The sequence below is a fragment of the Pseudomonas sp. IT-P258 genome (assembly GCF_949767825.1).
Classification (GTDB): Bacteria; Pseudomonadota; Gammaproteobacteria; order Pseudomonadales; family Pseudomonadaceae; genus Aquipseudomonas; species Aquipseudomonas monachiensis.
This window is the reverse complement of the sequence record NZ_CATKPU010000043.1, coordinates 53,390-65,723: the sequence shown is the minus strand read 5'-3', so window position 1 is coordinate 65,723 and position 12,334 is coordinate 53,390. Positions and strand designations below refer to the sequence as shown.

Sequence of the window (12,334 nt, the reverse complement as noted above, 5' to 3'; positions counted from 1 at the left end):
GAATTATTCCTCCGCGGCGCTGGCGCGCAGGCGGTTAATACGGTTTTCGCTCCACTGCTTGAGCAGCAGGATGAAGAGCGCCAGGATCAGCAACAGGCTCGCCACGGCGAACGCGGCCACGTGGTTGTATTCGTTGTAGAGGATCTCGACGTGCAACGGCAGGGTGTTGGTCACCCCGCGAATGTGCCCGGAAACCACCGACACCGCACCGAATTCCCCCATGGCCCGCGCGGTACACAACACCACGCCGTAGATCAGGCCCCATTTGATGTTGGGCACGGTGACGTGCCAGAACATCTGCCAGCCGTTGGCCCCTAGCAGGCGCGCGGCCTCCTCTTCCTGGGTGCCTTGCTCCTGCATCAGCGGGATCAGCTCACGAGCCACGAACGGCACGGTAACGAAGATCGTCGCCAGCACGATGCCCGGCAGGGCGAAGACGATCTGGATGTCGTGGTCCTGCAGCCATGGGCCAAACAAGCCTTGGGCGCCGAACATCAGCACATAGACCAGACCGGCGATCACCGGCGACACCGAGAACGGCAGGTCGATCAAAGTCACCAGCATGCTCTTGCCGCGGAACGAGTACTTGCTCACGCACCAGGCGGCGCTGACACCAAACACCAGGTTCAGCGGCACGGAGATCAGTACGGCGATGACCGTGAGCTTCAGTGCCGACAGCGCGTCCGGCTCGAAGATCGCAGTGAAGAACGCCCCGAGGCCGAGCTTCAGGCCCTGGGACACCACGATGAACAGCGGCAACAACAGGAACAGCGCAAAAATCAGCCAGCCAAGGCCGATCAGGATTCGCCGCGAAGTCGCACTGCCACGACGGGCAGCGTTCGAGGAAGCGGCAGCAATAGACGATTGGGACATGGGTGCGCCTCCTTATGGGGTTTCGATGCGCCGCTGCAACAAGTTGATCAGCAGCAACAGGACGAAGGAAACCACCAGCATCAGTACACCAATGGAGGTAGCGCCGGTGTAATCGTATTGGTCGAGCTTGACCATGATCAGCAGCGGCAGAATCTCGGTTTTCATCGGCATGTTGCCGGCGATGAAAATCACCGAACCGTATTCGCCGACCCCGCGGGCAAAGGCCAAGGCGAAACCGGTGAGCCATGCCGGAAGCAGTGCCGGCAGCAGGATATGGCGAAAGACCTGCAAGGGTTTTGCACCCAGGCACGCCGCCGCTTCTTCCACTTCACGGGGAATATCCGCCAATACTGGCTGTACGGTACGTACTACGAATGGAAGTGTCACAAAAGTGAGGGCAAGGGTGATGCCCAGGGGGGTGTAGGCGATCTTGAAACCCAGATCCGCTGCAAACTGACCCACCAGACCGGTAGGGGTGTACAACGCTGTCAGTGCAATACCGGCCACCGCCGTCGGCAATGCGAACGGCAAGTCGATCATTGCATCGATCACTTTTCGTCCAGGGAAGGTATAGCGCACTAATACCCAGGCCAACAGCGTGCCGATGATGCCGTTGATGATCGCGGCACACAGGGCGGTGCCGAAGCTGAGCTTAAGCGCGGCCAGCACCCGTGGCGCCGAGATGATTGCCCAGAACTGATCCCAGGTGAGTTGAGCGGCATGCACGAACATTGCCGCCAGTGGTATGAGCACAATCAGGCTGAGGTACACCAAGGTGTAGCCCAGCGTCAGCCCGAAGCCGGGTATGACGGGGGAGATACGACGCGACATAAAAGTCCTTGGTTGAGAACGCACTGAGCCCCGGAGGTGAATCCGGGGCTCGTTGATGGCTATTTAAGATTACTGCGCCTGATAGATCTGGTCGAACACGCCTCCGTCATTGAAGAATTTCGGCTGTGCGGTTTTCCAGCCGCCGAAGTCCTTGTCGATGCTCACCAGTTCCAGTTTCGGGAACTGCTGGGCGTACTTGGCGGCCACGTCCTTGTCACGTGGACGATAGAAGTTCTTCGCCGCGATTTCCTGGCCGGCCGGGCTGTACAGGTGCTTGAGGTAAGCTTCGGCGATCTGCTCGTTGCCCTTTTTCTCGGCGTTCTTGTCGACCACCGCCACCGGTGGCTCGGCGAGAATCGACAGCGAAGGCACGACGATGTCGAACTTGTCGGCGCCGCCCTCTTCTTTCAGGGCCAGGAAGGCTTCGTTTTCCCAGGCCAGCAATACATCACCCTGACCGTTGTTGACGAAGGTAATGGTCGAGCCGCGAGCGCCGGTATCCAGCACTGGCACGTGCTTGAACAGGGTTTGTACGTATTCCTTGGCCTTGGCTTCGTCGCCGCCATTGGCTTTCAAGCCATAGGCCCAGGCCGCGAGGAAGTTCCAGCGTGCACCGCCGGAGGTTTTCGGGTTCGGCGTGATCACCGAGACGTCATTCTTGACCAGGTCGCCCCAGTCCTTGATGCCTTTAGGGTTGCCCTTGCGCACCAGGAACACGATGGTCGAGGTGTAGGGCGTGCTTGCGTCCGGCAGGCGTTTTTGCCAGTCGGCCGGCAGGGTTTTGCCGAGCTTGGCGATTTCGTCGATATCACCGGCCAGGGCCAGGGTCACGACGTCGGCACGCAGGCCATCGATCACCGCACGGCCTTGCTTGCCCGAACCGCCGTGGGATTGCTGGACCTTCACGGTGTCGCCCGCATGATCCTTCTGCCAGAACTTGATGAACTCGGCGTTGTAGTCCTGGTACAGCTCGCGGGTCGGGTCGTACGACACGTTGAGCAACTCGTAGTCCTTGGCAACGGCGGAACCGGCAAAAAGGGCGCTGGCCAGGGCGGCCAAAGCGAAATGACGAATCGACGACATGGTGAAAGCTCCTGGAATTCTTGGTTTGTTGGCTTTTTTATGGATTTCTGGAATCGCGTTGCCGGTTCAAAGATCGCAGCCTTCGGCAGCTCCTACAGGTGATTGCGTGCTTCTGTAGGAGCTGCCGCAGGCTGCGATCCCCTTCAGCCCGACTTGTTGCCCGGCTGCTGCAAACGGAATTTTTCTTTGCGCTCGATCTGCACCACCTGGGCGTTGTGCACGGTGATTTCCACGGCACCAAAGCGCAGATCGCGCAGGGCACTCTGGATTTCACGCAGGATGGTGGCTTCGTCTTGACCGTCGACGCTACGCAGGGATGCGCTCATATTGCTGCTCCTTCAACTGAGAGGTTGCCTCGCAGTGTCGGCACTGCTTGCGGCTTGAGAGCAATACTAGAGAGGTGTAGATATTCTTAAAAAGACTATTTAAGAATGTTTATATAACCAGAAGAGATTAACTGAAGGGACAAGGGCTTGAGGTGAATCACCCCTTTTCAGACACACCAAAAAACCTCCCACAGGGTTTGCGCCTATCCGATCACCGGCGCATGCATCCAATCGAGCTGCGCCGCCGACACCGGCCGCCCGAACCAGTAACCCTGACCCAGATCACACCCCTGCTCGAGGAGGAAAGCTGCCTGTTCGACCTGCTCGATCCCCTCGGCATGCACCTGCATGCCCATGCTCTGGGCCAGGGCAATGATCACCCGCGAAATCGCTGCATCATCCTCATCCCACGGCAATCCGGCGACGAAGCCTTGGTCGATTTTCAACTTTTGTACCGGCAGACGCTTGAGTCGCAGCAGCGATGAATAACCGGTGCCAAAGTCGTCGATGGCCAGGCGCACGCCCAGTTCGCGCAGGCGATGCATCTGCTCCAGCGCGACCTCCGGGTCCTCCATCACCGCGCTTTCGGTAACTTCCAGCTCCAGAAACGCCGGTTCCAGCCCGGTTTCACGCAAGACCTGCGCCACCTGCCGATACAGCTCACGGCGGGCGAACAGGCGCGAAGAAACGTTGACCGCGACGAATGACAGCACCACCCCGCCCTGCTGCCACTGGCACATCTGCCGGCACGCCTGCGCCATGACCCAGGCATCGATTTCAGCAATCAGACCGGTTCGTTCGGCGACCGGAATGAATTCCGCCGGCGACACCAGGCCCCGCTGCGGGTGCTGCCAACGCACCAGCGCCTCGACGCCAACCAGGCGGCTGGTCTTGAGGTCGTGAACCGGCTGGTAATGGACCCGCAGCTCTTGCCGTTCCAGGGCTCGGCGCAACTCGAAGGCGATCTCCACCCGTTGCTGGGCATGGGCCGTCAGCTCTTCGGTGTACAGGGCATAATCATTGCGCCCCGTGCTCTTGGCCTTGAACAGTGCAGAGTCGGCATTGCGCAGCAGTTGCTCGACACTCAAGGCATCGCTGGGGAACAGGCTGATGCCGATGCTGGTGTTGATGGACAGTTGGTGCCCATCAATAAGAAACGGCTCTTTAAGACCATCGATGATCCGCTGGGCCAACGCAGCGGCCTGAACCAGTTGCGGACAGCTTTCGGCAAGTATGGCGAACTCATCTCCGCCCAGCCTGGCCAAGGTGATGCCCGGACCGAACATGGCGTCCAGGCGCTCGGCCACAGCCTTGAGCAACTGGTCGCCAATGGTGTGCCCGAGGCTGTCGTTGATCATCTTGAAGTGATCGAGATCGATCATCAGCAGCGCGCAGCCACGCTTGTGCACCTGTGCCGAGGCCAGGGCCTGTTCGGCGCGGTCGGTGAACAGCAGGCGGTTCGGCAGGTCGGTCAGCGGATCGTGGTGCGCCAGGCGCATCAGTTCGTGTTCGGAGTTCTTGATTGCACTGATGTCGGAAAACACCGCCACATATTCGCTCGGCCGGCCGAAATCGTCATGGATCAGGCGGATCGTTTGCCATTGCGGGTAAATTTCGCCGCTTTTACGCCGGTTCCAGATTTCCCCACTCCACTCCCCGACACTGGCGAGCGAGGCAAACATCACCTGATAGAACTCAGGGGAATGTCGCCCGGACTTGAACAGGTTGGGCCGCTGTCCCAGCACGTCCTCACACCCGTAACCGGTGATTTCCATGAACGCCCGGTTTACATGGATGATCAGGCCTTCCCGATTGGTAACCAGCACGCCTTCGCGGGTGCAGTCGAACACGGCCGCCGCCTGGCGCAAGCGCATGCGGTCGGCATCGCGCTCACGCAGTTTGGCGCCGATACCCAGACACCGCAGCAGCCGCGCCCGGGCAATGAAGATCAACCCGGCGCTGAACAGCACCCAGACATAACCGTTGATCAGTTGCCATCGCAGTCGCTCGGCAGAGCTATCGAAGAAACTGTTTAATAAATAGCCACTGATCTGCAGCCAAACCACAGAAAGCAACAGATAGAGCAGCGCTGCGCGCAAGGCATCGCGATAGGTGGCAGACATCCGGCAATCCATGTCCCTACAAAAAGTTTGGAATTATAGTTGAAAGACACATCCAGCCACTCTTATCTGAAAGGGCGACTGGTTTTCTGTGTGGGCTTAGTGATAATGCAACGGCTGTTTTTTCTTTATCGAGGGCCCTACAGCCTATGTGGTACGAAGGTTTTCTTGGCTTGTCGCCCTGGTCGCTGGTAGCAGTCACCCTGCTGATGACCCACGTCACGATCATCGCCGTCACGGTCTATCTGCATCGTTACTCCGCCCATCGCTCCCTGGAGCTGAATGGGGGGCTCAAGCATTTCTTCCGTTTCTGGCTGTGGCTGACCACGGCGCAGAACACCCGCGAGTGGACCGCCATCCACCGCAAGCATCACGCCAAATGCGAAACCGTCGATGACCCGCACAGCCCGGTCATCAAGGGTTTGTCCACGGTGCTGCGCAAAGGCGCCGAGTTGTACCGCGCCGAAGCGGAAAACCCCGAGACCCTGCGCATCTACGGCAAGAACTGCCCCGAAGACTGGATCGAGCGCAACCTCTACAGCCGATACCCGCTGCTGGGCATCGCGATCATGGGTGTTATCGACCTGCTGCTGTTCGGCACCATCGGCATCACCATCTGGGCCATCCAGATGATGTGGATCCCGGTGTGGGCCGCCGGCGTGGTCAATGGCCTGGGCCATGCCATCGGCTACCGCAACTTCGAATGCCGCGATGCGGCGACCAACCTGGTGCCTTGGGGCATCCTGATTGGCGGCGAAGAACTGCATAACAACCATCACACCTACCCTAACTCGGCAAAATTGTCGGTGAAGAAGTGGGAATTCGACCTGGGCTGGGCGTGGATTAAAGTCTTCAGCTTCCTGCGCCTGGCCAAGGTTCAACGGGTTGCGCCGATTGCCCATCGCGTCGAAGGCAAGGGCAACCTGGACATGGACACCGCCATGGCGATCCTCAACAACCGCTTCCAGATCATGGCCCAGTACCGCAAATTGGTGATCGGCCCGCTGGTCAAGCAAGAGCTGGAAAAGGTCGATCACTCGGTACGCCACCAGTTCCACCGGGCCAAGCGCCTGCTTTCGCGGGAGACCAGCCTGCTGGATGACAAACACCATGTACGCATCCAGAACATGCTCGAGCACAGTCAGGCGCTGAAGGTAATTTACGAGAAACGCCTGGCCCTGCAGCAGATCTGGGTCAAGACCAGCTCAAATGGTCACGACATGCTGGCGGCCATCAAGGACTGGGTACACGAAGCCGAAGCCAGCGGGATTCAATCCCTGCGCGACTTCGCCGATCAGTTGAAGACCTACTCCCTGCGCCCTGCCGCTGTCTGAAAAAAACCTGTGGGAGCGGCGGTGCGCCGCTCCCACATTGGTATGTGGCGTGACTGCAATATCGCGCCATCAGTACCGCCCGGCGGGAGCCAGCTCTCTCGTGACAAAGGGTGGGAACTTCACCCGAAAAGCCCTATCTCAAAGACACTTCGCCATCCCCGGCGGGTTTGGTGTTGGCCGCGAACTAACACGCGGCATGCCCTTTGAGATTTGTGTCGATGGCCCAGAAAAACCTGCAAGACTCATCTCCGTCACATGGGCCCGAGGCCGCGCAGACCCTGATAGCGCTGATGCATGCCCAAGGCGAAGTCGCACGCCTGAGCGAACGCGAACAGTTGCTCAATACCTTGCTGATGAGCGTCAACGCGGTGCTGTGGGCCTTCGATTGGGAAACCCGCCAGGTGCTTTACGTCAGCCCCGCCTATGAACGGATCTTTGGCCGTTCGGCTGATCGGCTGTTGGTCGACTGCAACCATTGGCGCGACAGCATTTACCCTGACGACCTGGACTATGCCGAGCGCAGCCTGGCCGAGGTGCTGGACAAGGGCGCCGTCGAAGACCGCGAGTATCGAATCATTGCCGCCGATGGCCAGGTACGCTGGCTCAGCGACAAATGCTACGTCAACCGCCAGGCCGAACCGGGGCAACCCGTGATCATCGTCGGCATCGCCGAAGACATCACCGACAAGAAGCGGATGGAAAGCGAACTGCATCGCCTGGCAACCACCGACGCCCTGACCCAAAGCAGCAATCGCCGGCATTTCTTCGAATGCGCCCACCAGGAATTCGCACACGCCCGGCAACGGGGCCAACCGCTGTCGTTCCTGATGCTGGACATCGATGACTTCAAAATCATCAACGACACCTACGGTCACCAGGAAGGCGACAACGTGTTGCAATGCATCGCCGATAGCGGCCGCGCGGCGTTGCGCCGTGGCGACCTGTTCGGGCGCATTGGCGGTGAGGAGTTCGCAGCGGTGTTTCCCGGCTGTACGCCGCAGATGGCCCTGCAAGTGGCGGAACGCTTGCAACAGCAGATTCAGCGAATGCGTTTCACCCATGAAGGCCAGACGTTTGGCATCACCGTCAGCCAGGGCCTGACCTGCCTGAGCGCCGCGGACGAAAACGTGGAGAACCTGTTTTCCCGGGCGGATGCCGCGATGTACCGGGCCAAGCGCGAGGGCAAGAACCGGATTGTCACTGCCTGACAGGTCACCACAGCCCGCTCCCACAGGGAATCGCGTTCGCCCTTATTTCCTGCGCAAACGCATCAACTCCGGCAAACCGATCTTGAGCAACCGCGCCGTCCGGCTCTTCGCCAGCGCCTCAATGCCCTCATGCTCGGTCAGGCGCGCCATCTGCGCCGCCATGTTCATCACCAGCGCCTCGCGGGAGTAAACCCCGCCACCGAGCTGGTAGGCCGCCGCAATCAGCTCCCGCAACTCCAGCGGCAGGCGCCAGCGCGTGCGCAAGGCCGAACCATAGGCCGCGCCAAATTCAACCAGCGCTTCACCCACTTCCTCCTGCTCGTCCAGCTCGCCACCGGCCTGTTTCCATTCCTGCAAACAGCGCAGCAACGCCAGATCGCCGAGACGATGCAACATGCCGGCGCAATAACAGCGCTCCTGATCCAGATCGAGCAGGCGCGCCAGGGTTCGCGCGTATTCGGCGGTGTGCAGCGATAGATCCCAGTAGCGCTCGGCATAGTCGGCCAATTGCGGATCGCTGAGCCGGGCACTGCGCTTGAGCGCCAGGCCGAGAATCAGGTTCATGCTCTGCCCGGTGCCCAGGCGATGCAGCGCCTGGGACAGGGTTTGCACACCGCTGCCGTGGTGCTGGGCCGCGCTGTTGGCAGCGGCGATCAGCACGGCCGTGACCTGCGGATCGGTGCGGATTTCGTCTTCCAGCACCGTCAGGTCGAGGCCGTTGGGATTGAGGCTGCGTTTGACCGCCACTTGCACGTCGGTCATCAGCGGCGCGCCGTCGGCCAATTCCCGGCGACGCTCCAGAAACACCGACAACGTCATGCCCGGTGCCAGCGCCGGCACTTCGCACGAGACTTCTTCGCCAGCGTTCAGCAGCAACCCCTGCAACCGTTGGGTCAGGCTTTGCATATTCAGGGGCTTGGTCAGGTACGCGGCCGGCACCAGCGGCAAGGCCTCGCGCACGCTGGCACTGTCGTTGCGACTGCTCATGAGGATGAAGGGCAGCGGCGGGTTGCGTTTGCGCTGACGGACATTGCGCAGGACATTCAGGCCATCGACGCCCGGCAACTCCCAGTCGGCGATCACCAGGTCATAGGGGTGGGCGGCCAATAGCTCCAGCGCTTGCTGGCCATCGGCGCACAGATCCAGCCGGGCATCGCAGCGTACATTCAATAACACTTCCTTGAGCAGATCCCGGGACCAGGGGTCGGCCTCGGCAATCAGGACTCTTGGAACGGCGGGTAAAATGACAGTTGTCATACAGCTCTCCCTGGCAATGCAGGAACCTTATCCAATGCTGGCCATTCGATACAGCGCTAATGCGCGGGATCTGTTTCCAGGGGCATGAAAAAACCCGCCGAAGCGGGTTTTTTGTGGATCAGGTCACACCGGGGATCAGAGCTCGGAGAAGCACTCTTCGATGATCGCCAGGCCTTTGTCCAGTTGCTCGTCCGGCGAGGTCAGCGGTACCAGGACGCGCAGAACGTTGCCGTAGGTGCCGCAAGACAGCAGGATCAGACCCTTGTCGCGAGCCTTGGCCACAACCGACGCCACGGCTGCAGCGTTCGGCTTGTGGCTGTCGCCGTTTTCGAACAGCTCGACAGCGATCATCGCGCCCAGGGCACGGACTTCACCGATCACCGGGTACTTGGCCTGGATGGCCTTCAGGCCGGTTACCAGACGCTCGCCAACAGCCTTGCAACGATCCAGCAGGTGCTCTTCTTCGAACACTTCCATCACGGCCAGGGCCGCGGCACAAGCGATCGGGCTACCGGCATAGGTGCCGCCCAGGCCGCCTGGAGCGATGGCGTCCATGTATTCGGCCTTGCCGCACACACCGGCCAGCGGGAAGCCGCCAGCGATGGATTTGGCGAAGGTGGTCAGGTCGGCAGCAACGCCCATCTGCTCCATGGCGAAGAACGTACCGGTACGGCCAGCGCCGGTCTGTACTTCGTCAGCGATCAGCAGGATGCCGTGCTGGTCGCACAGGGCACGCAGACGCTTCATGAACTCTTTAGGCGCGACGTAGAAACCGCCTTCGCCCTGAACCGGCTCGATGATGATCGCGGCGATGTCTTTCGGCTCGGCGTCGTTCTTGAAGATGCGTTCGATGGAAGCGATCGAATCGTCGATGCTCACACCGTGCAGTTCGTTCGGGTACAGCGCGCGGAAGATGCCGCCTGGCATCAGGCCCATGCCGGCCGAGTAAGGCACGACTTTACCGGTCAGGCCCAGGGTCATCATGGTGCGACCGTGGTAAGCGCCGGTGAAGGCGATCACGCCGGCACGGCCAGTGGCGGCACGGGCGATCTTGATGGAGTTTTCCACGGCTTCGGAGCCGGTGGTCACCAGCAGGGTTTTCTTGTCGAAATCACCTGGGACCTTGGCGTTGATTTTTTCGCACACTTCCACATACGGCTCGTAGGCCAGAACCTGGAAGCAGGTGTGGGTCAGCTTGTTCAGCTGCTCAGTCACGGCGGCGATGACTTTCGGGTGCACGTGGCCGGTGTTCAGCACGGCGATACCGCCGGCGAAGTCGATGAACTCACGACCTTCAACGTCGGTTACGGTCGCGTTCTTCGCGGAATCGGCGAAGATCGGGTGAATCTGGCCAACACCACGTGGAACAGCAGCGGTACGGCGGGCCATCAAAGAAGCGTTAGTCTTGCTCATACATTCCTCATTCACCGCTCATCGGGCGGCGTGGTTCAAGGATAAAGCGACGGGGAGCAACGGCGGCAGCATGCGATGATCGACTGCCACGGCGTTCCCGGTCACAGAGAAAATTCCGGTTTTACGCACGCAAAGGAACAGCGCTCTCGTGCCCTTTGCGTTTCAAGCAATACCTTCTTGGCTTATACCTTCGAGCTTAGATGCCCAGGCAGAGGTATTTGATTTCCAGGTAATCTTCGATGCCGTACTTGGAGCCTTCACGGCCCAGGCCCGAGGCCTTGATGCCGCCGAACGGCGCGACTTCGTTGGAGATCAACCCGGTGTTGACGCCAACCATGCCGTATTCCAGGGCTTCAGCCACACGGAACACACGACCCAGGTCGCGGGCATAGAAGTACGAGGCCAGACCGAACTCGGTGTCGTTGGACATCGCGATCACGTCGGCTTCGTCTTTGAAACGGAACAGTGGAGCCAATGGACCGAAGGTTTCTTCCTTGGCCACGGCAGCGTTGTTCGGCACGTTGGTCAGGATGGTCGGCTCGAAGAAGTTGCCTTCCATCGGCTTGCCGCCGGACAACACGGTGGCGCCTTTGGAAATGGCGTCAGCGATGTGCTCTTGCACCTTGGCCACGGCTTTTTCGTCGATCAGCGGGCCAGTGGTGGTGCCGTCTTCCAGACCGTTACCGATCTTGAGCTTGGCCACAGCCACTTTCAGCTTCTCGGCGAACGCGTCGTAGACCGAATCCTGAATGTACAGGCGGTTGGCGCAGACGCAGGTCTGACCGTTGTTGCGATACTTGGAAATGATCGCGCCTTCGACGGCCTTATCCAGGTCCGCGTCGTCGAACACGATGAACGGCGCGTTGCCGCCCAGCTCCAGGGACACTTTCTTGATGTCCTTGGCGCATTCCGACATCAGTTGACGACCGATTTCGGTCGAACCGGTGAAGGACAGCTTGCGCACGATCGGGTTGCTGGTCAGCTCGCTGCCGATGTCGCCGGCGCTGCCGGAAACAACGCTGAACACGCCAGCCGGGATGCCGGCACGCTGGGCCAGTTCGGCCAGGGCGAAGGCGGAAAACGGAGTTTGCGAAGCAGGCTTGAGCACCATGGTGCAACCGGCGGCCAGGGCCGGGCCGGCTTTACGGGTGATCATTGCAGCCGGGAAGTTCCACGGGGTGATTGCAGCGGTCACGCCGATTGGCTGCTTGATCACGATCAAGCGCTTGTCTGGCTGGTGGCCCGGAATCACGTCACCGTAGATGCGCTTGGCTTCTTCGGCGAACCACTCAATGAAGGAAGCGGCGTAAACGATTTCGCCCTTGGCTTCGGCCAATGGCTTGCCTTGCTCCAGAGTCATCAGGCGAGCCAGGTCGTCCTGGTTCTCGATGATCAGCTCATACCAGCGACGCAGCTTGGTCGCACGCTCTTTGGCGGTCAGTGCACGCCAGGCCGGCAGCGCTTTGTCAGCGGCTTCGATCGCACGGCGGGTTTCGGCAGCGCCCATTTTCGGCACGGTGCCCAGAATTTCGCCCGTTGCCGGGTTGTTGACCTTGATCGTCTGACCATTGTCCGCATCGACCCACGCGCCATCGATGAAGGCTTGCTGGCGGAACAACTGGGTGTCTTTAAGCTGCATGTCGGCTTTCCTTAACAGCACCGCAACGAATGCGGAGCAAATTATGATTGTAGAAAGGCGCCTCGATAGGCTGCCGTCAGGGAAATCATTCACCGGGCTGAAGCACATAAATAGCGCACTGATTCAAATCGTGCGGTTCAGCACCCAGACAAGAGCGTTTGAAATCTCAAACGAATCCTAGGATCAAAGGGGGTAAAGGACAATAGCCTGTTCGAAAAAAAGAACGAAAACGACGCTTTTGCCTATTTTT

Annotated in this window: 10 protein-coding genes; 2 read left to right on the top strand and 8 right to left on the bottom strand. The window is 60.0% G+C overall.

The features are described from left to right. Positions 1-3: 3 nt before the first annotated feature. The 5 genes from cysW to dibA form a co-directional block, all read right to left on the bottom strand. A complete protein-coding gene (gene cysW, locus ACM6G4_RS16195; RefSeq protein ID WP_007972954.1) occupies positions 4-873 on the bottom strand; it encodes a sulfate ABC transporter permease subunit CysW in 870 nt (289 codons plus the stop codon). A gap of 12 nt (positions 874-885) precedes the next feature. Continuing rightward, positions 886-1,704: a sulfate ABC transporter permease subunit CysT gene (cysT, locus tag ACM6G4_RS16190; RefSeq protein ID WP_007972956.1), complete on the bottom strand. Its 819-nt coding sequence runs from the start codon at positions 1,702-1,704 to the stop codon at positions 886-888. Between the two features lie 69 nt (positions 1,705-1,773). After that, a complete protein-coding gene (locus tag ACM6G4_RS16185) occupies positions 1,774-2,787 on the bottom strand; it encodes a sulfate ABC transporter substrate-binding protein (RefSeq protein ID WP_056726966.1) in 1,014 nt (337 codons plus the stop codon). Between the two features lie 143 nt (positions 2,788-2,930). Next, entirely contained in the window at positions 2,931-3,113 is a 183-nt protein-coding gene (gene oscA / locus ACM6G4_RS16180; RefSeq protein ID WP_056726967.1) for a sulfur starvation response protein OscA, read from the bottom strand. 203 nt (positions 3,114-3,316) lie between these two features. Further along, positions 3,317-5,236 (bottom strand): phosphodiesterase DibA, encoded by a 1,920-nt coding sequence (gene dibA, locus ACM6G4_RS16175; RefSeq protein ID WP_414914093.1) that lies wholly within the window; start codon positions 5,234-5,236, stop codon positions 3,317-3,319. A gap of 146 nt (positions 5,237-5,382) precedes the next feature. Here dibA and desA point away from each other — a divergent pair, with 146 nt between their 5' ends. Both desA and ACM6G4_RS16165 read left to right on the top strand, forming a co-directional pair. Beyond that, the gene (gene desA / locus ACM6G4_RS16170) at positions 5,383-6,567 is read left to right on the top strand and encodes a delta-9 fatty acid desaturase DesA (protein ID WP_056726969.1); all 1,185 of its coding nucleotides are present in this window, start codon (positions 5,383-5,385) and stop codon (positions 6,565-6,567) included. A 218-nt stretch (positions 6,568-6,785) separates the two neighbouring features. Next, positions 6,786-7,775 carry a GGDEF domain-containing protein gene (locus tag ACM6G4_RS16165; protein ID WP_414914092.1) on the top strand — a complete coding sequence of 330 codons (990 nt, stop codon included), beginning with the start codon at positions 6,786-6,788 and terminating at the stop codon, positions 7,773-7,775. A 42-nt stretch (positions 7,776-7,817) separates the two neighbouring features. On the opposite strand, the gene ACM6G4_RS16160 is transcribed toward ACM6G4_RS16165, so the two are convergent. From ACM6G4_RS16160 to gabD, 3 genes are all read right to left on the bottom strand, one after another. Continuing rightward, positions 7,818-9,032, bottom strand: coding sequence for a response regulator (locus tag ACM6G4_RS16160; protein WP_056726971.1), 1,215 nt, complete (start codon positions 9,030-9,032; stop codon positions 7,818-7,820). Between the two features lie 135 nt (positions 9,033-9,167). Beyond that, positions 9,168-10,445: a 4-aminobutyrate--2-oxoglutarate transaminase gene (gabT, locus tag ACM6G4_RS16155; protein ID WP_007994487.1), complete on the bottom strand. Its 1,278-nt coding sequence runs from the start codon at positions 10,443-10,445 to the stop codon at positions 9,168-9,170. Positions 10,446-10,641: 196 nt separating this feature from the next. Then, a complete protein-coding gene (gabD, locus tag ACM6G4_RS16150; RefSeq protein ID WP_056726972.1) occupies positions 10,642-12,084 on the bottom strand; it encodes an NADP-dependent succinate-semialdehyde dehydrogenase in 1,443 nt (480 codons plus the stop codon). Positions 12,085-12,334 lie beyond the last annotated feature (250 nt).

Coding starts and splice junctions, on each gene's coding strand:
- ACM6G4_RS16185 (WP_056726966.1), bottom strand. CDS start 2,787: ATGTCGTCGATTCGTCATTTCGCTTTGGCCGCCCTGGCCAGCGCCCTT.
- cysT (WP_007972956.1), bottom strand. CDS start 1,704: ATGTCGCGTCGTATCTCCCCCGTCATACCCGGCTTCGGGCTGACGCTG.
- ACM6G4_RS16160 (WP_056726971.1), bottom strand. CDS start 9,032: ATGACAACTGTCATTTTACCCGCCGTTCCAAGAGTCCTGATTGCCGAG.
- gabT (WP_007994487.1), bottom strand. CDS start 10,445: ATGAGCAAGACTAACGCTTCTTTGATGGCCCGCCGTACCGCTGCTGTT.
- ACM6G4_RS16165 (WP_414914092.1), top strand. CDS start 6,786: ATGGCCCAGAAAAACCTGCAAGACTCATCTCCGTCACATGGGCCCGAG.
- oscA (WP_056726967.1), bottom strand. CDS start 3,113: ATGAGCGCATCCCTGCGTAGCGTCGACGGTCAAGACGAAGCCACCATC.
- gabD (WP_056726972.1), bottom strand. CDS start 12,084: ATGCAGCTTAAAGACACCCAGTTGTTCCGCCAGCAAGCCTTCATCGAT.
- cysW (WP_007972954.1), bottom strand. CDS start 873: ATGTCCCAATCGTCTATTGCTGCCGCTTCCTCGAACGCTGCCCGTCGT.
- desA (WP_056726969.1), top strand. CDS start 5,383: ATGTGGTACGAAGGTTTTCTTGGCTTGTCGCCCTGGTCGCTGGTAGCA.
- dibA (WP_414914093.1), bottom strand. CDS start 5,236: ATGTCTGCCACCTATCGCGATGCCTTGCGCGCAGCGCTGCTCTATCTG.